Annotated in this window: 14 protein-coding genes and 1 pseudogene; 4 read left to right on the top strand and 11 right to left on the bottom strand. The window is 72.7% G+C overall.

What is annotated here, in order from left to right; all coding sequences use genetic code 11:
- Nucleotides 1-12 precede the first annotated feature (12 nt).
- Nucleotides 13-1,155 carry an MFS transporter gene (locus B124_RS02815; protein WP_496501037.1) on the bottom strand — a complete coding sequence of 381 codons (1,143 nt, stop codon included), beginning with the start codon at nt 1,153-1,155 and terminating at the stop codon, nt 13-15.
- Nucleotides 1,156-1,367: 212 nt separating this feature from the next.
- On the opposite strand from B124_RS02815, the gene B124_RS02810 reads away from it, so the two are divergent.
- Nucleotides 1,368-2,282 carry a LysR family transcriptional regulator gene (locus tag B124_RS02810; protein WP_496501036.1) on the top strand — a complete coding sequence of 305 codons (915 nt, stop codon included), beginning with the start codon at nt 1,368-1,370 and terminating at the stop codon, nt 2,280-2,282.
- A gap of 1,638 nt (nt 2,283-3,920) precedes the next feature.
- Here B124_RS02810 and B124_RS02805 read toward each other — a convergent pair.
- The 10 genes and pseudogenes from B124_RS02805 to B124_RS02760 all read right to left on the bottom strand — a co-directional run bounded on the left by B124_RS02805 (nt 3,921) and on the right by B124_RS02760 (nt 16,922).
- Nucleotides 3,921-4,220, bottom strand: a complete 300-nt coding sequence (locus B124_RS02805; RefSeq protein WP_496500983.1) for a hypothetical protein — start codon at nt 4,218-4,220, stop codon at nt 3,921-3,923.
- A gap of 139 nt (nt 4,221-4,359) precedes the next feature.
- A complete protein-coding gene (locus tag B124_RS02800; RefSeq protein ID WP_496500982.1) occupies nt 4,360-7,287 on the bottom strand; it encodes a glycoside hydrolase family 3 protein in 2,928 nt (975 codons plus the stop codon).
- A gap of 116 nt (nt 7,288-7,403) precedes the next feature.
- Nucleotides 7,404-8,411, bottom strand: a complete 1,008-nt coding sequence (locus B124_RS02795) for a LacI family DNA-binding transcriptional regulator (protein WP_496501035.1) — start codon at nt 8,409-8,411, stop codon at nt 7,404-7,406.
- A gap of 52 nt (nt 8,412-8,463) precedes the next feature.
- Nucleotides 8,464-10,755, bottom strand: a complete 2,292-nt coding sequence (yicI, locus tag B124_RS02790) for an alpha-xylosidase (protein WP_496500981.1) — start codon at nt 10,753-10,755, stop codon at nt 8,464-8,466.
- Between the two features lie 27 nt (nt 10,756-10,782).
- The gene (locus B124_RS02785; RefSeq protein ID WP_496500980.1) at nt 10,783-11,604 is read right to left on the bottom strand and encodes a carbohydrate ABC transporter permease; all 822 of its coding nucleotides are present in this window, start codon (nt 11,602-11,604) and stop codon (nt 10,783-10,785) included.
- Nucleotides 11,601-12,590 carry a carbohydrate ABC transporter permease gene (locus B124_RS02780; protein WP_496500979.1) on the bottom strand — a complete coding sequence of 330 codons (990 nt, stop codon included), beginning with the start codon at nt 12,588-12,590 and terminating at the stop codon, nt 11,601-11,603. Before B124_RS02780 ends, B124_RS02785 begins: the two co-directional genes overlap by 4 nt.
- Nucleotides 12,587-13,891, bottom strand: a complete 1,305-nt coding sequence (locus B124_RS02775) for an ABC transporter substrate-binding protein (protein WP_496500978.1) — start codon at nt 13,889-13,891, stop codon at nt 12,587-12,589. The genes B124_RS02780 and B124_RS02775 overlap by 4 nt, the downstream gene beginning before the upstream one ends.
- 283 nt (nt 13,892-14,174) lie before the next feature.
- A pseudogene (locus B124_RS02770) lies at nt 14,175-14,371 on the bottom strand (beta-propeller fold lactonase family protein).
- Between the two features lie 222 nt (nt 14,372-14,593).
- Nucleotides 14,594-14,989: a zinc ribbon domain-containing protein gene (locus B124_RS02765; protein WP_496501034.1), complete on the bottom strand. Its 396-nt coding sequence runs from the start codon at nt 14,987-14,989 to the stop codon at nt 14,594-14,596.
- 475 nt (nt 14,990-15,464) lie between these two features.
- The gene (locus B124_RS02760; protein WP_496500977.1) at nt 15,465-16,922 is read right to left on the bottom strand and encodes an MFS transporter; all 1,458 of its coding nucleotides are present in this window, start codon (nt 16,920-16,922) and stop codon (nt 15,465-15,467) included.
- Between the two features lie 84 nt (nt 16,923-17,006).
- Between B124_RS02760 and B124_RS02755 the strand changes: the two genes are divergently transcribed.
- The 3 genes from B124_RS02755 (at nt 17,007) to B124_RS02745 (ending at nt 21,347) form a co-directional block, all read left to right on the top strand.
- The gene (locus B124_RS02755; RefSeq protein ID WP_496500976.1) at nt 17,007-17,978 is read left to right on the top strand and encodes a LysR family transcriptional regulator; all 972 of its coding nucleotides are present in this window, start codon (nt 17,007-17,009) and stop codon (nt 17,976-17,978) included.
- Nucleotides 17,979-18,745: 767 nt separating this feature from the next.
- Nucleotides 18,746-20,128: a nitrate/nitrite transporter gene (locus B124_RS02750; protein ID WP_496500975.1), complete on the top strand. Its 1,383-nt coding sequence runs from the start codon at nt 18,746-18,748 to the stop codon at nt 20,126-20,128.
- A 70-nt stretch (nt 20,129-20,198) separates the two neighbouring features.
- Nucleotides 20,199-21,347, top strand: coding sequence for a uroporphyrinogen-III synthase (locus B124_RS02745; protein ID WP_496500974.1), 1,149 nt, complete (start codon nt 20,199-20,201; stop codon nt 21,345-21,347).
- The last annotated feature ends 68 nt before the right edge of the window (nt 21,348-21,415 follow it).

Raw genomic sequence — 21,415 nt, 5'->3', positions numbered from 1 at the left:
CGGGGGGCCGGACTATGGGGCGGCGTTGGTCTGCTGCCCGGGCACGCGCCCGAGCAGGGTCACCGCGAGTGCGCCCAGCGCCAGCGCGCCGCCGAGCCACAGCACCGAGCGCGTGCCGAACCCGTCCACCATCCGCCCGCCCGTGAACGCCCCCAGGGCGATGGCCCCGTTGAACACGGAGACGAACAGCGACGTCGCGCCCTCCCGGGCCCGCGGGGCGGCCAGGCCCAGCCACGTCTGCGTACTCACCGACACCCCGCCGTAGGCGAGCCCCCACACGACCAGGAGGACCGCCGCCCCCGCCACCGACAGCCCGAGCAGCGGCACGAGCAGCAGGGAGCCGGCCAGCACGGCGCTGATCACCAGCACGGTGCCGCGCAGCCGCCGGGCCACCCGGGCGCCGGCCGCGAAGTTGCCGGCGATCCCGGCGACTCCGTACACGAGCAGGAGCGTGCCGAGCAGCGACGCGCCGACGCCGGAGAGGTCCTCCAGGATGGGACGTACATAGGTGTACGCGGCGAAGTGGCCCGTCACCAGCAGGAACACCACGGCGAGCCCGGTGGCTACCCGGGCGTTGCCGACCAGCCGCAGCACCCCGCCGAGCGCGACCGCCTCCTCGGCGGGCAGCGGCGGCAGCAGCACGGCCATGGCCGCGGTCACGAGCAGCGCCAGGGCGCCGACGGCGAGGAACGCGGCGCGCCAGCCGACGAGTTCGCCGATGTACGCGCCGGCCGGCACGCCCACGACCGAGGCGACGGCGACGCCGCTGAAGATGAGGGAGGTGGCCGCCCCGACTGCCCCGGCCGGCACCAGCCGTACCCCCAGCCCGCCGGCGAGCGACCAGACGCCCCCGAGCCCGACGCCGACGAGCACGCGGGCGGCCATCATGACCGCGAAGTTCGGGGACCAGGCGGCGAGCGCGTTGGCCGCGGCCAGGAGCACCATCAGGGAGCAGAGGACCAGGCGCCGGTCCAGCCGGCCGACGGCCGCGGTGACGAGCGGGGCGGAGAAGGCGGCGATGAGGCCGGTGACGGTGAGGGTCAGTCCGGCCGTACCCTCGCTGACGTCCAGCGAACCGCTGACCGGAGTGAGCAGGCCGACCGGCAGCATCTCGGACGTGACCACGGTGAAGGTGCCGGCTGCCACGGTCGCCACGGCGGGCCAGCCGCCGCGGGGGGAGGTGGGGGGTGTGGCGGTGGGGGCGGACAGCGCGTCGACTTTTGCCATGGCTTAAGCGAAGCCCGGGGGGAGGGAGGGGAACAAGCACGAAGTGCTCATGCTTCTATGAGGTGGGCTAATCGAACGGCGGCGCGGGACGGGGCCGCGCGGAGGGGCGGCACACCATGGCAAGCACTGGTCAGGGACCGGTGGGCGGGGTGGAGATCCGCGAGCTGGAGTGCTTCCTGATCTTGGCGGAGGAGCTGCACTTCGGCCGTACCGGCGAACGGCTCTACGTGTCCCAGGGCCGGGTCAGCCAGCTCATCCGCGCGCTGGAACACCGCATCGGCGCCCGCCTGGTGGACCGCACCAGCCGCCGGGTCCGGCTCACCCCGCCAGGCGAGGACTTCCTCGCCGCCCTCCGCCCGGCGTACGCGGCGCTGCGGGCGGCCGTCGGCGACGCCAGGGCGGCGGCGCTGGGGGTCGGCGGGCCGCTGCGCATCGGGTTCCAGGGGGTGGTGGGGGACGGGTTCATGGACGTGGTCGGGGAGTTCGAGAAGCGGTACCCGGGCTGCACCACGCGGCTCACCGAACTCCCGCTGTCGGACCCCTTCGGGGCGCTGAACCGCGACGAGGTGGACACGGCGGTGGTGCTGCTGCCGGTGGCGGAGCCGACGCTGGTGCTGGGCCCGGTGTTCTCCGTCCAGCCGCAGTACGTGGCGGCCTCCCGCCGGCACCCCTTCGCGGCACGCGGCGAGGTGGACGCGGAGGACCTGGCCACGACACCGCTGATCGGCGTGACCGCGCCGGCCCCGGGGTACTGGCGTGCCGCCCAGGCCCCGCCGCACACCCCGGCGGGCACACCGGTGCCGCGGGGCCCGGAGGTGGGGACGCTGCAGGAGGGCTTGTCGCAGGTGGCGGCGAACAGGGGGGTGATGCTGCTGTGCCGGCCGACGTCGGAGCACCACCCGCGGGGGGATGTGGCGTATGTGCCGGTGAGGGGGGTGGGGGACTCGGCGCTGGGTCTGGTGTGGCGGGAGGACAGGGAGAACGCGAGGGTACGGGCATTCGCGGAGACGGTGGCGGAGTGGGTGGGGAACGGGGCGTGGGGGGCGGGCGGTTGAGGGGTGGGGGCTGAAGTCGGCCTGCCAGAGACAGGCGCGCACGCCTCGCGAGGCAAAACTCGGCCCTCGTGGGTGATTTACCCTGATTTGGCAGCCCAGTGGTCGTGACTTTGTGCCGGTCGCGCGCATTCCGGGCGGCCTGGCGGTGGGGTGACGTGCTACGGGCGGGTGGGTGCGCCTGGGGGTGGCGGAAGTCGGCGCTGGGGGCCTGATTCGGGCTGGATCGGGGGGTGTTACCGCGAGTTGCGGCGAGTTTTCTCCGCTCGGGACAGCACGGACGTGGCGTCGGTGCCCCGGTCGGCGGAGGAGGTGCGGGTCGTGGGGCAGGTGGTCGCCCTTGGGTGCCGACGTCGGGAGAGCTGGAAGACGGCGCGGTGGGTGGTGTCGGGCGGTCGGTCGCCTGCCCCCGGGGGGCGGCGTTGCCTTCGCAGGCCGCCGCAGGCGAGGGGGCCCCATGCTCAAACACCACGCAGACGGGAACGCGTACGCAACCCGTACGCCCGACGCCGCCCCCGGCGCCCGGGGGCATCCGCTACGCGTGCTGCCCGTCGCGGAGTTACGCCGCCGTCAGCGGGCGCCGCTACGGCCGGCCCCACCCGACGCCGGTTTCCCACCCCGACCCGCCCGGCCGCGACGGCGCCGAGCCACCCGCCGCGCGCCGCGGGGGCCGTCCGCCGGCCGGGCCCGCCGCGCCGGGCTGGCCATGCGCCAGGCTGGCGCCCCGCCGGCGAGGGCCGGTCTCCGCGATCGGGCGCACCCCGGCCCGCGGGGGGCAGGCCCGGCCCGGGGGACCGGCAAACGCCGCTGGGCCCGGCTCCGTTCGCCGCCGGAGCGATGGGCGGAACCCGGTCCTCGGAAACGGGGCCGCAGAACCCGGCTCTCGGAACGAGGGCCCGCGGAACGGGGCCCGTGGGGCCGACGGTGCGGTATCGGGGCTGCGGTACCGGGGTGTCGGAATCGGGGGTGCCCTGGTCGTTGGCGCGCTGGTTCGACGTGGGTTTGGAGCATTGGGCCCTGCTCGAACGCCGGCCCCTTGCACGGCGCTATCGTGCTCCGGCCTCCCGGTGACCGTACGGAACAGGGGGCCCCTGCGCCCGGGGATCTGGCCCGGAACGGGGCGTGGCGGCGGGCTTGTCGTGTTCCGGGCGGACGAATCTGGCCGTAACTCGGGGTAACAGCCCCTGTTTCGGCCCATTCCAGGGCCTGAAGGCCGACTTTTGCCGCGTCAGGAGCGCGGCGCCTTCCGGCCGTGTGCTGACTCGGGTACGGGGTGGGGGGAGGGTGCCCCCGCAAGTGGGCCATCGACAGTGCGCGCAACGTCGAGACCCTCGGCTTCCTCCAGGACCTCAGCAAACGCGGCTGCACCCAGCCCAACCCCGGCCAGACCAACCGCCCCGACGGCACCTGGCCGCTGTTCGCCCAGGGCAAGGCCGCGATGGTCTACGGCGCCTTCGGCGCACGGGCGTTCCTGGACCTCATCGAGGAGGGCGACGTCGACTACGGGCTCGCCGTCCACCCGGTCAGCCACGGCGCCGAGCCCGTCGCGCACGGGATCCAGGACTACCTGATGGCGTTCAGGAAGTCCGGCAGCCGCGACCTGATCCGCGACTTCCTCAGCTTCTTCTACCGGCCCCAGAACTACGTGCCGTACCTGAAGACCGAGGGCCTGCTGCCGACGACGCAGTCGGCGGTCGACGTGCTCAAGGACGACCCGGAGATCGGGCGGTACGTGGGGATGACCGGCCGGGCCCGGTTCGACCCCACCACGCGGCCGGTCTGGGCCGAGCTGCTCGGGGTGATGGGCAACGACCTGGGCAACGCCGTCAGCCAGAACTCGGCGCCGGAGAAGGTGCTCCGCGAGTTCCAGTCCATCGCCGTCTCGGGGGGGCTGACGGGCTCCGGGCAGGTCCCGGGGGACGCCCCCGGGCCCTCCGGCACCCTCCGGCACCCTCCGGCACCCTCCGGTGCTCTGGCGCCGCCGGCCGCCGTGCCTCGGCACGGCGGCGCCGGCCCCGGCGTCCGCGGCGGGCGGCCGTCCTCCCGCCCGCCGCGGACTTCCCCTCCCGGCCGCCGGTGGTCAGCGCAGGGTGAAGGTGGCCAGGCGCACGTCCCCGGTCAGGACCAGGTACACGTCCTGCCGCTTCGCGGCGCCCTTCAGCGCCGCGGTGACCTCCGTGTACGTGTACCGCGAACCCGTGCTCGGCACCGGCGCCGTGCCCGCGAGGCGGCCGTCCGGTGCGCCCAGGCGGACCTCCAGCGTGCCCGCGCCCGGCGACTCCTTCGCCACCCGGGCGGTCAGCCCGCCCGCGCCGCGGCCCAGGTCCGCGTCCGCGAACAGCAGCCATGCGCGCGCCGACTCCGCGCCGACCGCCGTGCCCCGCGGCTTCGCCTCGTCGACCAGCCGCACGCCGTCGTAGTCGTCGAAGTTCTCCGCCCGCGTCGTGCGCGTCAGATCGCGCGCCGGGACCGTCTCGCCGTCGACCTTCAGCGCCGTACGGCCGCGGATGTCGCCGGACGACGAGCCGACCAGCACGTCGTACGTGCTGCGCTCCACCACCCAGCGCTCCCGGGTGACGTCCCAGTGCGCCAGCGCGTCGCGCTCCAGCGGCAGCGTCACCGTCCGCGTCTCGCCCGGTTTCAGCGACACCTTCGCGAACGCCTGCAGCTTCTTCAGCGGCTGCTTCACCCGCGAGCTGCGCTGCCGCGTGTAGAGCTGGACGACCTCGGCGCCGGCCCGCCGGCCGGTGTTGGTGACGGCCACCTCGACGCCGTCGCCCACGACGCGGGGGCGGCCGTAGCCGAAGGAGGTGTACGACAGGCCGTGCCCGAAGGGGTAGAGCACGTCGCCGGTGAAGTACTGGTACGTGCGCTCGTGCTTGATGTTGTCGTACTCCAGGAGCGACGGCAGGTCGTCCGCCGACCGGTACCAGGTCTGCGTCAGCTTGCCGGACGGATTGGCGTCGCCGAAGAGGACGTCCGCCAGCGCGTTGCCGGTCTCCTGGCCCGCGTGCGTGGTCCACAGCAGGGCCGGGACGTTGTCCTGCTCCCAGGCCAGGGTGGTGGGGTAGCTGTTCTCCACCACGACGACGGTGTCCGGGTTGGCGGCCAGGACCGCCCGCACCAGCTCGGCCTGGCTCTCCGCGAGCCCCATGTCCTCGCGGTCATCGGTCTCGCGGGAGTTGATGAAGGGCATGGAGCCGACCACCACGATCGCGGTGTCCGCGTCCCGCACGGCCGCCACCGCCTCCTCGGTGCCGACGCGCACCACTTCCCGCTCGTAGCGGCTCGCGTTCGCCGCGGTGGTGCGGTGCAGCCTGCCGTCGTCACGGGCCCCGAGGTACACCTCGTCGCCGAACCAGTTCTCGTAGCCCGCGTAGCGCAGCAGGAAGGTGCCGTCGTCCTGCTCTTCGAGCTTGAACAGCTGGGAGACGAACCAGCCGTTGGGCTGGTCCTGGTCGTTGAAGAAGAGGTGCTCCTCGGGACCGGAGCCGTCCGGGTCGCGCATGCCGACGACCTTGCCGTTGGCGACGGCCCGCAGCGTGACCACGCCCTGGCCCCAGCCGAAGACGTCGAACTGCTCCGTCTCGCCCGCCTCGGTGGCGCCCTCCGCCAGCGCCGCCCCCTCCGCGCCGCCGCCGGCACTGACGTACGCGCCGCTGTCGGCGTTCTTCAGCGCGATCCGGTCGACGCCCTCGCCGCCGGTGACCTCCACGCCGGAGCCGAGCCGGTCGGTGATGCCCTTGAGCGGCGTCACCGCGTACGGCAGCTCGCCGGAGTACCAGTCGGCGTAGAGGGTGTCGGACAGCGGGCCGACGACGGCGACCTTCCGCAGCGCCTTCGCGTTCAGCGGCAGTGCGCCGCTGTCGTTCTTCAGCAGCACGATCGCCTCGGCGGCGGTCCTGCGGGCGAGCTTCTGGTGCTTCGGGCTGTTGATGACGGACTTGTCGATGTGCCCGTACGGGCCGCCGTCCTCGTCGAAGTCGCCGAGGCGGGCGCGGACGTCGAGGATGTGCCCGACGGCGGTGTCGATGTCCGACTCGGTGAGCATGCCCTGCGCCAGCGCCTCCTTGACGGCGTCGGCGGTCGGTTTGCCGTTGGCGTCGTCGGTGGTGAAGCTGTCGACGCCGGCCTTGAGGATGGCGGCGTCGGCCTCGGCGAGGGTGTCGAAGTACTTCTGGGAGCCGGTGGCCGGGAGGTTGTTGGGCGCCCAGGCGTCGGTGACGTTGAGCAGGGCGCGGTCGGTCCAGGTGCGTACCGAGGCGTTGAGGTCGGTGACCGTGCAGGGGCGTCCGTTGACGAGGTTGTACGCGGTCATGACGCCGCACGCGGCGTCGGCGGAGATCGCCGCCCGGTACGCCGGCTCCTCGTACTCCTTCAGCACCCGCGGGCGCAGGTCGGAGGAGGTCTGGTCGCGCCGGACCTCGTTGTTGTTGGCGAGGTAGTGCTTGACGAGCGGGGCCGTCTTGAGGTTGTCGGGGTCGCCGCCGGACATCCCGCCCGCGTACGCCGTGGAGATCACGCCGGTCAGGTACGGGTCCTCGGAGTAGCCCTCCTCGTTGCGGCCCCAGCGCGGATCGCGCAGCAGGTTGACCGTCGGTGCCCACACGTTCAGGCCCCAGCCGGCGGGGCGCTCGTGCTGCAGACCGCGCACCTCGTCGCCGACGGCGTCGCCGACCTCGCGGACCAGCTCCGGGTCCCAGGTGGAGGCCAGGCCGATGGCCTGCGGGAAGACGGTGGCGGGGCCGAGCCAGGCGAGGCCGTGCAGCGCCTCGGTGCCGGTGCGGAACGCCTTCATCCCCAGCCGGGGGATGGCGGGCTGCCACTGGTGGAGCAGCGATATCTTCTCGTCGAGGGTGAGTTCGGCCAGCAGTTCGCGGACCTTGCCGGCGGCGGCTGAGGCAGCCGGGCCTCGTGGCGCGGCGGCGGCGTTGCCGGCGAGCGCGGTGGCGAGAGGGCCGGCCAGCGGGAGGGCCAGCGGGACGGCGAGGATTGATCTGCGTTTCACGTGCGCGACTCCTTCTGATCTTGTCGAACGATCTAGTCGAATCGCTTCGACTACGAGATGGATTGCTCCGTTCTCCGTTACGCGAGGCATGTGCCCGCCGCCCGGGGCTCCCGCCCTCAGCCGGCCCGCGGCGCCGTCGTCGCCCGCCGGGTCAGCCGCGGCGGCAGCAGCGTGGACTCCGGCACGTCCAGTTGGCCGAGCTTGCGCATCAGCAGCTCCACCGCCCGCGTGCCGATCTCCGCCGACGGCACCGCCACCGACGAGATCGGCAGCGGCGCCTGATCGGCCAGCTCGTCCGGGCAGATCGCCACGACCGACAGGTCCTCCGGCACCCGCAGCCCGAGCCGCCGGAACGCCTCGATCAGCGGCTGCACCACCGGCTCGTTGTGCACCACCACCCCGGTCAGCTCGGGGTGCTCGCGCAGCAGTTGCTCCGCCATCGCCTGCGCCGCCGCCGGGGTCGCCTCGCAGGGGTGCACGGTCGACGTCAGCCCGCGCTCGTCGGCCGCCGCGGTGAAGCCGTACGTGACGCGCTGCGCGAACCCCGTCTCGCGCAGGTAGACCTCCGGCGGCGAGCCGACGAGGGCCACGCACCGGTGGCCCAGCTCCGCCAGATGCGTCACGCACGCCCCGCCGGCCGCCGCGAAGTCCAGGTCGATGCAGGTCAGTCCGGCCGGCTCGGCGGGGAAGCCGATGAGCACCGAGGGCCGGTCCAGCGTCCGCAGCAGCGGCAGCCGGGCGTCGTGCAGTTGCACGTCCATGACGATGAGCGCGTCGACCAGCGCCGTGTCCGCCACCCGCGAGAGCCCCTCCTCGCCCTCCTCCTGGGTGAGCAGCAGCACGTCGTGGTCGTGCTGCCGGGCCGTCGTCACCACCGAGACCGCGAACTGCATGACGACCGGCACGTGGATCCCGCTGCGGAACGGGATGACCAGCGCCAGCACGTTGGACCGGCTGCTCGCGAGCGCGCGGGCGCCGGCGTGCGGGCGGTAGCCGAGCTCGCGGATGCTGGCCTCGATGCGCTGCCGGGTCTCCTCGGAGATCGGGCGCTTGCCGCTGAGCGCGTACGAGACGGTGCTCGGCGACACCCCGGCGTGCCGGGCCACATCGGTGATCTTGACCATCAACTCCCCCTGCTCGACGGGCCGGACGTGCGGCATGCCGGACAGCCGGACCCTAGCCCAGCTCCGCGACGACGACTCCGCGGCCCGCCTCCGCGCGCACCGTGGGGCCGCCCACGACCTCCAGCGCCCACGGTTTCCCGGCGCCGGCGGCGTTGCCGGCGGCGCCGCCCGCCGACGCCCGCACCGTGCCGCCCTCGCAGACGACCGTGAACGTCGTCCCCCCGACCGGCACCGCCACCCGCTGCCCCGGCCGCGGCCCGTACACCCGCAGCGTCACCCCGTCCGCGTAGTCGTAGTCCGGCCGGTCGTCGACCGAGCCCACCGGCAGCACCGCGCCCGGCCGCACCAGCACCGGCGCGCTCGCGAACCCGTGGCGCTCCCGCACCCACCGCGGCCCCCGCACCTCCTCGCCGCTCAGCAGATGCGTCCACGTGCCCTCCGGCACGTAGTACGACACCTCGCCCCCGTCGCTGAACACCGGCGCCACCAGCAGGTCGGGCCCGAGCATGTACTGCCGCTCCAGATGCGTGCACGCCGGGTCGTCCGGGAACTCCAGCGCCATCGGCCGCATCATCGGCACACCCGACTCGTGCGCCTCGCGCGCCACCGCGTCCAGATACGGCATCAGCCGCAGCTTCAGCTTCGTGAACACGCGCAGCACGTCCACGGCCTCCTCGTCGAAGAGCCACGGCACCCGGTACGACGACGAGCCGTGCAGCCGGCTGTGCGACGACAGCAGCCCGAAGGCGATCCACCGCTTGAACAGCGCCGGGGACGGCGTGCCCTCGAAGCCGCCGATGTCGTGGCTCCAGTAGCCGAAGCCCGACATCCCCAGCGACAGACCGCCGCGCAGCGACTCGGCCATCGCCTCGTACGTCGACTCGCAGTCCCCGCCCCAGTGCACCGGGAACTGCTGGCTCCCGGCCGTCGCCGACCGCGCAAAGACCACCGCCTCGCCCTCGCCGCGGTGCTTCTTCAGCACGTCGAAGACCGTCTCGTTGTAGAGGTACGTGTAGTAGTTGTGCATCCGCTCCGGGTCGGAGCCGTCGAAGTACGCGACGTCGGTGGGCACCCGCTCGCCGAAGTCGGTCTTGAAGCAGTCCACGCCCATGTCGAGCAGCGCCGCGAGCTTGCCGGCGTACCAGGCGCGCGCGTCCGGGTTGGTGAAGTCCACCAGCGCCATCCCCGGCTGCCACAGGTCCCACTGCCACACCGAGCCGTCCGGCCTGCGCAGCAGATAGCCGGCGTCGCGGCCCTCGGCGAACAGCGGGGAGCGCTGCGCGATGTACGGGTTGATCCACACGCAGATCTTCAGGCCCCGCTCCTTCAGCCGGCGCAGCATGCCCGCCGGGTCGGGGAAGACCCGCGGGTCCCACTCGAAGTCGCACCAGTGGAACTCGCGCATCCAGAAGCAGTCGAAGTGGAAGACGGACAGCGGCAGGTCGCGCTCGGCCATCCCGTCGATGAAGGAGGTGACGGTCTCCTCGTCGTAGGAGGTGGTGAACGACGTCGACAGCCACAGGCCGAACGACCAGGCGGGCGGCAGCGCGGGCCGGCCGGTCAGCGCCGTGTACTTGCGCAGGATCTCCTTCGGCGTCGGCCCGTGGATGACGTAGTACGTCAGCTCCTGCGCCTCGACGCTGAACTGCACCCGCGACACCGCTTCGGAAGCGACCTCCAGCGACACCCGCCCGGGGTGGTCGACGAAGACGCCGTAGCCGGCGTCGGTGAGGTAGAACGGCACGTTCTTGTACGCCTGCTCGGTGGCCGTGCCGCCGTCGGCGTTCCAGATGTCCACGACCTGGCCGTTCTTCACCAGCGGCCCGAAGCGCTCGCCGAGCCCGTAGACATGGGTGCCGACGGTGAGCCCGAGCTGCTCGCGCAGATAGTGCCGGGGCGGGCCGCCGGGGGTGTCGGTCTCCATGATCCCCATGCCCTTGGGCCCCGACGACGTCAGCGGCTTCAGCCCGTCGGCGGTGAGGAAGTCCAGTTGCCACGGCCCGCCGCGTGCCACCCGCACGGCGAGGCTGCCGGCGGTGAGCAGGGCGTGGTCGTCGTCGTAGCTGACCTGCGCGTGCGGTGCGGACTCCGCGAGGTGGAAGCGGGGGCCGGGATCCGTCTCGCCGTCGAAGTGGGTGAGCGTCACGCCGATCACGTCGGGCATGGGGGAGTGGCAGGAGACCGTCATGACCGGGCCCTTCAGCAGATCGCCGCGGTGCCGGATGGGCTGGGTAGGCGCGTGGACGTCCAGCGTGCCGTCCCCGGCGGTGACGTCGAGCACCTCCACGGGGTACGCCGCGCGGACACCCGAGCGCAGCATCCAGTAGCCGTCGGTGAACTTCATTCGTTGCCTCTCGGGGTCAGTTGGAGATCACTTGACCGCGCCCACGGCGATGCCGCGGGTCAGGGTTCGCTGGAAGATCAGGAAGAACGCGATCGCCGGCAGCACGCCCAGCAGGGCGGCGGCGTTGGTCATCGTGGCGTCCATGTCGCGCTGGCCCTGCAGCACGCCGAGGGCGACGGACACGGTCTGGTTGTCGTCGGAAACGAGCATGACCAGCGGCAGCAGGAACTCGTTCCACGTCCAGATGAAGAACAGCACCATCAGCACGCCGATCGTCGGCCGGCTGACGGGCACCACCACCCGCCACAGCACCTGCCACTTGGTCGCCCCGTCGATCCGCGCCGCCTCGATCACCTCGCGCGGGAAGCCGCCGAGCACCGAGGACAGCAGGTACGTGCCGAAGGCGGACTGCACGACGGTGAAGACGATCACGACGCTCAGCCGGGTGTCGTAGAGACCGAACTCCTTCGACAGGTAGTAGACCGGGTAGACCAGCGCCTCCTGCGGCAGCATGTTCGCCAGCACGAAGAACGCGAGCACGTACGGCCGCCCCCGGATCCGGCCGATGCCGATGGCGTAAGCGCTCAGCACCGACAGCACCACCGCGAGCACCGCCACCGAACCGGAGATCAGCACCGAGTTCCACAGCTTCTGGCCGAAGTCGACCCGCTCCCAGAAGTCCACGAGGCCGTCGAGGTACACGCCGTCGGGCATGCTGAGCGGCCCGTCGCTGGAGTACTCCTCCGGCGTCTTGACCGCGTTCATCAGCACGATGAGGAACGGCAGCACCATGAACGCCGCGCCCAGCACCAGCGCCACGAGCACGGGATACTTCTTGACCGGGCTCATCTGTTCTCGTCCTCCGCCCGCGTCTGCAGCTTCAGGGCGACGACCGCCAGCACCAGGATCAGCACCGTGAGGACGGTGGAGATCGCGGCGCCGTAGCCGGCCTGGAAGTTCTCGAAGAAGTTCTGGTACGCGAAGTACGACGGGACGTTCGTCGCCCCGCCCGGGCCGCCGCCGGTGAGGACGTACACCATGCCGAAGACCTTCAGCGCCGCGATCGTGCACCACAGCAGCACCACCGCGATCTCCGGCCGCAGTTGCGGCAGCGTCACGTGCCAGAACCGCCGCCACCAGCCGGCGCCGTCCAGCTCCGCCGCCTCGTGCAGCGCCGGGTCGACGCGCTGCAGCCCGGACATGAAGATCACCAGCGGGAAGCCGATCTGCACCCACACCATCACGGCCATCACGCTGTACAGCGCCCAGTCCGGGTCGCCCAGCCAGTCCTGCTGCAGCGCGTCGAGCCCGACGGCGCCCAGAAGTTCGTTCAGGGAGCCGCTCTCCGGCGCCAGGATCCAGCTCCACACGATGCCGGCGACCGCGATCGGCAGCACCTGCGGCAGGTAGAAGCAGGCGCGCAGGGCCGCCACCCAGCGGCTGCTCGCGTGCTTGCCGACGAAGTCGAAGAGCGCCGAGGCCAGCACCAGCCCGAGCGCGGTCGGCACCAGCGCCATCGCCGCGACCATCGCCAGGCTGTGCCGGAACGACTCCCAGAAGTCGTCGTCGCCGAGGAGCCGGTCGTAGTTCTCCAGCCCGGTGAACTCGGGTGTGCCGACACCGCTCCAGTCGGTGAAGCTGATCCCGGTGTTCATCACGAACGGCACGATGATGACGATCAGGAACGCCAGCCCGCCGGGCAGCAGATAGAGCGCGTACGAACCCTCGGTGGACGTCCGGTGCGTACGGCCGCGACGTGTGCGCCACCGCCGGCGGGAGGGGGTTCCGCTCCCGCCGGCGGGGCGAGCCGCGTCCTTGGAGACGACGGCCGTCATTCCTGCAGCACGTTCTCGTCGTACTCGGCCTGGAGCGACTCCAGTATGTCTCCCGGCTCGGCGCTGCCGGTGAGGAGCTTCTGCGTCTCGGAGGTCATCGAGTCGTAGAAGCCGTTGGCCGGCCAGTCGGGGTAGTAGGCGAGGCCGTCGTTCCCGGCGAGGGCCGTGTAGTCCTCGATGAGGGCCTTGGACTGCGGGTCGGTGATCGCGGCGGCGTCGGCCGCGACGGGGACGCCGCCGTTGTCGCCCAGGATGTTCTGGATGCCCTTCTTCATCGTGATGTCGATGAAGTCGTACGCCAGCTCCTTGTTGTCGGCGCCCTCCGGGACGACCCACAGGTTGCCGCCGGAGCCGAGGGTCAGGTCGCTGCCGGGCCACAGGAAGGTGTCCCAGTCGAACTTCTTGATCTCTGCCTGGAAGCGGCCGAACCACCAGCTTCCGGAGAAGAGCATCGGGTGCTTGCCCTGGATGAACGAGACGCCGGCGTCCTCGGCCTTGGTGCCGGAGGAGCTCTCGGCGATATAGCCCTTGTCGACCCAGTCGGCGAAGGTCTCGGCGGCGTACGTCCAGGCCGCGTCGGAGAAGTCGGTCTCGCCCTCCATCTGGAAGGAGTCGACCCACGCCTTGTCGGCCTGGCTCAGCGCGAGCTGGTAGAGGTACTGCTGCGCCATGTACTCGGCGCCGGCGTTGGCGAACGGGGTGATGCCGGCGTCCTTGAACGTCGCGAGCGCGTCCTCCAGTTCCGCGAACGTCGTCGGGACCTCGACGCCGTGCTCCTTGAAGAGGTCCTTGTTGAAGTAGACCATCGTGTACTCGGCGTAGTTGGGGATGCCGTACCAGGCGCCGGAGCCCATGACGCCGCTCTCGTCGTACTGGCTGGTGGTGGCGACGGTCGGCGGGACCGCGTCGGTCCAGCCGCGCTTCTCCGCCTCCGCGGTGAGGTCGGTCAGCAGGCCCTGGCGGGAGAGCTGGCCGGTGGTGGCGTTGCCCTTGTTGTACTCCATGAGGTCGGGCGCCTTGTCGGAGTTGAGGACCTGGGGGGCGGTCTTCTGGATCTGCTCGAAGCCCTTCTCCTCGAACTCGACCTTCACCCCCGGGTGGCTGTCCTCGAACTCCTCGATCGCCTCCGCCCAGGCCTTGCCCATGGCGCTGTCCGGGCCCTCGTAATGCCAGAGCCGGAGGGTCTTTCCGTCACCCGACCCGCCGCCGTCGGAATCGCCGCACGCGGCCAGCGCGCTCAGCGACAGGGTTCCCGCCAGGGCGGCAGCCAGCAGGCGCGCCCTTCTCCGTGCCTTCAACATCCAACTGCCTCCGGGAGAGTCGTTCTCGTCGAATCGTTTCGATGAGAGGTGTCGAAGCGCTTCGACGGAGGAACGTAGGGAGGGTCCGCCGATATGTCAATGGTGTTGACGAATTGTTTCGGCGAACGGCACCGAAGGGGGCGGGCTGCCCGCCGCCACCGCCCCCTCGTCGCCGTGTCGCGCGCGGCGCGCGTCACTCCGGCCGTGCGCCGGAGGCATGCCGCGCCTCACTCCCGCCTCGTGTGGGCGTCACTCCGATGTCATTCCAGCCGAACCGCGGACGTCACTTCGGCAGTGGGCCCCCGAAGGCCACGCACGCCGGGCTCGGTACGGCGGCGGTGGCGCCGGTGGGGCGCAGGGCGCCGGAGCCGGTGACGCGGAACGACACCACGTCGTGGCTGTTCTGGTTCGCCACCAGCACCGGGCGATGCTGTCGTGCCCGCGGTTGGACACGTACACCGTCCGGCCGTCCGGGTGCACGGTGATCTCCGCGCAGTAGCTCTCCCCCGTCAACTTCCCGGCCCTGAAGGACCGAGTTTGTTGGCTCGGTCGGAGGGGCGTTGATTGCAGGTGGGGCGCGGCTGGTTGCGGCGTGGTCCCCTGCGTCCGGTACGGCTATGCCGTACTGGGGCGGTTGACTGCGCCCCGCTGCCACGCAGCATCGGCCTGGTGGGCGATGTTGCGGGAGCCTCCCCCGTAGCCTTAAGGGCATGGGAGGTGCCCCCATTGGTCCGCGTGCAGAACGATCCCGCAGGACCGGCACACGAACCGTGCTTGATCCACTCGGTTGGTTCGGTGGGTGTGCCAGCACTCGGAGCACTGGCGGGAGGTGTTGCGCGGGTCCACGTGGACCACGGGCACGCCTGCCCGTCGTGCTTTGTACTCGACGAACGCGCCGAGTTGGGCGAAGGCCCAGGAGTGCAGTCGTGCCCGCTGGCCTTTCCTGGCCGTGACCCTCTGCCGGATGCCGCCAAGGTCTTCCAGGGCGACGCCACGAGAGGTGCGTTCAGCGGTGGCAACGATTCGCTTGGCGATGATGTGGTTGGTGTTCGCCGCGTGCCGGGATTCGCGGCGGCGGATGCGCTTGAGAGCGGACACAGGCAGCAATTTCACCTGCGCGACAATCTCTCACGCAAAACACACTAGTACGACCGAACAAGGCAGATCAGCCGTTCAGACACAACGAAGAGAACTCCGCCGCTGCGCGGCTCCGCTCCAAGGAGCAAATTCCTCCTGGGACTGAAGCCCCGGGCTTCCTTGGCGGAAATCAGGTGAGCCGATCGCCGTACGCGAACTGACGCGCCCCGCGGCCCTGCGGCCGTACGGAATCTTCCCGCCCCCTGCGGCCGTTGCTGCCGGAGACGAAGCCGGGCAGCAGCGGCGATGCGGCCGGCCGCAGCCGGACAACGCCTGCTGGACGACCTGCCGGGGCACCGGCTTCCGGCAGCAGATCGTCGGTCGTGTGCACGCGACGGGGACAAACTCTGGGTAACCCCCAAGTCAAACACGGACAAACCACCCACGCGGCCCGAGTTTTGCCCACGCGCACGCATCCCCTCGGGATGCGCGTCGCCTACGCCAGCGTCCCCAGCGTGGCCGCCCCCGAGGGCGCTGCGCCGTGGCCGGCAAGGGCCGCCGCCACGGCGGCGGTGAGGGGGACGGCGTATGCGGCGGCGGGGGCTCCGGCGGCCCAGCCGCCCGCCGCCCAGCCGCCGGTGGCGGAACCGGCGGCGATGCCGGCGAGGAGGGCGGTGACGGCGAGGGTCATGCCCTCGTTGAGGCGGCCGGCGGGGGTGCGGGACTGGACGAGGGACATGCCGGTGATCATTGTCGGGGCGGTGGCCATGCCGGCGACGAGGAGGGCGAGGGCGAGGAGGGGGAGACGGCCGGTGGCGGCGGCGAGGAGGGGGAGCGGCATGAGGGCGGCCATGGCGGCGACGCAGCGGAGGAAGCGGAGTTCGGGAGCGGCGGGGGCCGGTGGAGCCGCGGGGGGCGCCGGGGGCGCGGGTTCCGTGCGGGGCGGCTTCGCGGCTTCGCCGGTGACCGTGGCACTCCGGGCTTCGGTGGTCTCGGTGGTCTCGGCGGTAGCCGTGACCCCCGCGGCCCCCGCGGGCTGTCGCGTGCCGTAGACCAGGCCCGCGAGGCACGAACCGGCGGCCAGCAGCGCGAGGATGCCGCCGGCCGCGGCCTGCCGGCCGAGGTGGTCCGCGTACGCGATCGTGACCACCTCCATCGACCCGAACACCGCCCCCGCGCAGCCGAACGCCGCCAGCAGCGGCGGGAACCCGGGCCGCCGCAGCGGCGACCGGCTCCGCTCGCCCGGCGCGCGGGGCCGGGGCGGGGGCTCGGTGGTGCGCTGGGCGGCGAACAGGAGGATCCCGCCCATCAGCAGTACGGCACCGGTCACCGTGCCCGCCTCGGGGAAGGCGGTGGTGCAGAGCAGGGCGGCGAGGACGGGGCCGGTCATGAAGCACAGTTCGTCGGCGGCCTGCTCGAAGGAGTTGGCGGTGTGCAGAGCGGCTGCGTTGTCGGGGGTCTCGGGTCCCGGGCCGCGGAAGGCGTGGGCCCAGCGGGCGCGGGACATGCCGCCGGTGTTGGGGGTGGTGGCCGTCAGGACGTAGGCGGCGAAGAGCGTCCACGCCGGGGCGCGCAGGTGGACGCAGAGCGCGAGCGTCAGCGAGCCGAGCACGGCGACCGCCGCCGCGGGCACGGCGATACGGGCCTGGCCGCGCCGGTCGATGAGCCGGGCGGTGAGCGGGCCGACGACGGCGGTGGCGGCGAGCCCGGCGGCGGGGACGGCGCCGGCGAGGGCGTACGAGCCGTAGCGCTCGGCGATCATGATGACGGCGCTGACGGAGAACATGCCCATGGGCAGCCGGGCGACGAGGTTGCCCGCGGTGAAGGCGCGGGCGCCGGGGACGGCGAAGAGCCGGCGGTACGGGCCGAGGGCGGCGGCGAGCGGGCACAGCGGGGGCCGCAGGCGCCGCAGGCGTGGCGGGTGCCGTGGGCGCGGCGGGCGCAGGGGGGACATGCGGGAAAGGCTGGCGGCAGGTAGCCGCGGGGGTCCAACACCTGATCGCTGGCCATTCACGCGCGTACGTTGTGAAATGGCCGGATGCCCACCGCCCCCCGGGACGTCGAGCCGCGGCTGCTGCGCGCCTTCGCGGCCGTCGCCGAGACCCTGCACTTCACCCGCGCCGCCGCCCGCCTGTACGTCGCGCAGCAGGCGCTGAGCCGCGACATCCGCAGGCTCGAACGCGAGCTGGGCGCGGAGCTGTTCGTCCGCACCACCCGCCAGGTGCGGCTGACCGCGGAGGGCGAGCGGCTGCTGCCGTACGCCCACCGGGTGCTCGCCGCGTACGACGACCTGGCCGGCGCCGCGGACCCGCGGACCCGCCCGCTGCTCGTCGACGTCAGCGCCCGCTACAGCACCGGGCAGCGGGTCCTGGACGCGGCCCGCGCCGCGGCGCCCGACCTGGAGCTGGTGGCCCGCTTCCACAGCGGGCTGACCGGCGCGGCGGCGGAGATCGCCGCGGGGCGCCTCGACGTGTCGTTCGGCCGGGTGGCGGGCCTGGCCCCGGGGACGCGGGCGGGCCTGCGGCACGAGCTGGTCCGGCTGGAGCCGATGGCGGTGCTGCTGCCGTCGGCCCACCCGCTGGCGGCCCGCGCGGCGGTGCCGCTGGCGGCGCTGGCGGGGGAGACCCTGTACGCGGCCGACGGCAACGCGGCGACGGCGGAGTGGACGGACCTGGCCCGCGAACTCCTCACCGCCCACGGCGTCCGCCTCGCGGCGCCGTTCCCGGAGATCGACGGCGAGGAGGAGTTCGTCCGGCTGGTCCACAAACACGGCTGGTCGGTGCTGGCCACCACGGAGTTCGCGGACATCCCCGCCATGACCCTGCGCCCCCTGACGGACCCGGTCCCGCTGTCCCCGGTCTCCCTGACCTGGCGCCGGGGCCTGACCCACCCGGGCCTGAGCGCACTGCGCAAGGCGGCCCGGGACCTGGCCCGCGCCCACGGCTGGCTCCACCGCCCGGAGGGCGCCTGGCTCCCAGAAGCGGACCGGGTCCTCTACGCCCACCCCTGACCCCCGGCCCCACCGGCCCGGCGGCGGTGTCACCGGGGACGGAGCACCCGCCGGGGCGGGTGGTCAGGCGGGGTGGGAGGTCAAGCGGGAGGGCCGGGGGCGCCGGGTGGGTAGCCGCGCCAGTCCGGGGCATCCCCGAGGCTTGCGCACGCCGGGGGGTCGCTGAGCGGCTCGGGGCGGGGCGGCAGCTCCTCCGCTACCGGGGGGAGCCGGCGGGGCTCGTCGTCGGCGGTCACGGGGCGTCCCCGCAGCGTCGGTGGTGCCGTGCTGGCGGGGGCCCGGCTCCGCTCGTCAGCAGGGTGGGACATGCCGGCTCCAGTTCTGACCTGTACGGCGCACATTCCGACGTGTACGGCGCACGGACACTCAGGACCGTACCCCCGCCCCGCCCGGAGAAGACCGCCTGAACGCCCCCGTCACCCGGTCGGTTGGCCTTCCCTCGGCACCGGCCGTCTCCCCCTCGAACGGGCCCCCGACCGCCCGGTCGCCGGGCCACCTCGCCCGGGCCCCCGACGGCCTGGTGCATCCGCGCCCCTCCGGCCCTCCGCCATCCCCCTGTTACACCCCCGTGAACCCCCGAAACCCCTGGCCCCGCGCCCGCGACCCGCGCTCCCTCACCCGTCGAGTCTGCCTTGAGTGAGGGCAAGGTTGCGTGTGCGTCACTTGTCAACACAGGGTGGAAACCCGTCGTTCCTACGGTCCCCCTGAACCAGATCCGCCGCCCCACCGCGGGCGGCGGCCCGCCGACGAAGGGCAGGGACGCTGCGATGACCGGCTCCGGGCAGACCGCGCGCAGGGGGAAGCGCTGGATCGAGGAGTGGGATCCCGAGGACGAGGCGTTCTGGGCGGAGAAGGGGGAGAAGACCGCCAACCGCAATCTCCTCTACTCCGTCTTCTCCGAGCACATCGGCTTTTCCATCTGGACCCTCTTCTCGGTCCTCGTCCTCTTCATGGGCGACGAGTACGGCATCGACGCCGCCGGGAAGTTCTTCCTCGTCTCCGTCGCCACCCTCGTCGGCGCCTGCGTGCGGGTGCCGTACACCTTCGCCGTCGCCCGCTTCGGCGGGCGCAACTGGACCGTGTTCAGCGCGCTGCTGCTCCTGCTGCCGACCGCCGCCGCGTTCGCCGTGATGGAGCCGGGGACGTCGTATGGCACTTTCTTGCTGGTCGCCGCGCTCGCCGGGGTCGGCGGGGGGAACTTCGCCTCGTCGATGACGAACATCAACGCCTTCTTCCCGCTCCACCGCAAGGGCTGGGCCCTCGGCCTCAACGCGGGCGGCGGCAACGTCGGCGTGCCCGTCATCCAGCTCGTCGCGCTGCTCGTCATAGCCGTCGCCGGGGACGGCCGGCCGCGGGTGCTGCTGGCGGTGTACATGCCGCTGATCCTCGTCGCCGCCACGCTCGCCTGGCTGCGGATGGACAACCTCGCGCCCGTACGGAACGACACCGGCGCGGCGAAGGAGTCCGTCAGGGACGCGCACACGTGGATCATGTCCTTCCTGTACGTGGGCACCTTCGGCTCGTTCATCGGCTACAGCTTCGCCTTCGGGCTCGTGCTCCAGACCCAGTTCGACCGCACCCCGCTCCAGGCCGCGGCCGTGACGTTCATCGGCCCGCTGCTCGGCTCGGTGATCCGGCCGGTCGGCGGGTGGCTGGCCGACCGGTACGGCGGGGCGCGGATCACGCTGTGGAACTTCGCCGCGATGGCCGCCGCGACGGGCGTCGTCGTCTTCGCGTCCGTACGCGAGTCGCTGCCCGTGTATCTCGTGGGCTTCGTCGCGCTGTTCCTCTTCACCGGGCTCGGCAACGGCTCCACGTACAAGATGATCCCCGGCATCTACCAGGCCAAAGCGGTGGCCATGGGGCTGCGCGGCGAGCAGGCCAACGCGTACGCCAGGAGGCTGTCCGGGGCCGCGATCGGGCTCATCGGGGCGGTCGGCGCGCTCGGCGGGCTCGGCATCAACCTCGCGTTCCGGCAGTCGTTCCTCGCCAACGGCAACGGCACAGCCGCCTGCGTCGCCTTCCTCGTCTTCTACGCTGTGTGCTTCGTGGTGACGTGGGTCGTGTACCTGCGCGGGCCGCGCACGCCCGCGGTGCGCGCCGGCGGAGAGGACGGCCAGCCGCGGCAGCCCGCGTACGCGGGGGTGTGAACGCAGCACTGTAAACAGCACGGCCCAGCACAGCACGGCACGAACGGCACCGACCGGGGAGCAGCGAACCATGACCGTACCCGCCGAGGTCAAACCCCTGGAGGGCTTCTCCGTCGGAATCACGGCCGCCCGCAGGGCGGACGAGTTGAGCACGCTGCTGTCGCGGCGCGGCGCGATCGTGTACCGCGCGCCCGCGCTGCGGATCGTGCCCCTGCACGACGACGACGAGCTGCTGAACACCACGAAGGCGCTCATCGAGGACCCGCCGGACGTCGTCGTCGCCACCACCGCCATCGGCTTCCGCGGCTGGGTCGAGGCCGCCAGCGGCTGGGGCCTCGGCGAGGCGCTGCTCGGCAGTCTCGGCGGCGTCGAACTGCTGGCGCGCGGGCCGAAGGTGCGGGGCGCGATCCGGGCGGCGGGGCTGACCGAGTCGTGGTCGCCGGCGTCGGAGTCGATGGCGGAAGTGCTGGAGCGGCTGCTCGCCGAGGGCGTCGAGGGGCGGCGGGTGGCGCTCCAGCAGCATGGCCAGCCGCTGCCGGGGTTCGTGGAGTCGCTACGGGCCGCGGGGGCGGAGGTCATCGTGACGCCGGTGTACCGGTGGATGCCGCCCGAGGACCTGGCGCCGCTGGACCGGCTGCTGGACGCGGTCACCAGCCGGGCGGTCGACGCGGTGACGTTCACCAGTGCCCCGGCCGCCGCGAGCTTCCTGGACCGGGCTCATGCGCGGCACTGCCGCGACGAGGTCCTGGACGCCCTGCGCCACGACGTGCTGCCCGCCTGCGTCGGGCCGCTCACCGCGCTGCCGCTGGAGCGGCACGACGTGCCGACCGCCCAGCCGGAGCGCTACCGCCTCGGGCCGCTCGTCCAGCTCGTCGCCGTCGAACTCCCCGGCCGGGTACGGACGCTGCCGGTCGCCGGCCGCCGCATGGAGATCCGGGGCCACGCCGTGATCATCGACGGGGTGCTGCGCCCTGTGCCGCCGGCCGGGATGTCGCTGCTGCGCGCCCTGGCGCACCGGCCGGGGTGGGTCGTCTCCCGCGCCGAGCTGCTGCGCGCGCTGCCGGGCGCGGGCAGCGACGAGCACGCGGTGGAGACGGCGATGACCCGGCTGCGTACGGCGCTGGGCGTGCCGAAGCTCATCCAGACCGTCGTCAAGCGCGGCTACCGGCTGTCCCTGGACCCACCCACGGACGACAAATACGCCGAAACCCAGTCGTAGTGCCCCGTAACATCCCCGTGAGGCCCGCGTGTTGAACGACGCGGCGCCGATTCCCGTACTCCTGCCCC

Source organism: Streptomyces sp. CNP082 (genome assembly GCF_059570535.1).
The sequence above is the reverse complement of the archived record's forward strand: the minus strand, read 5'-3'. Positions and strand labels throughout refer to the sequence as shown.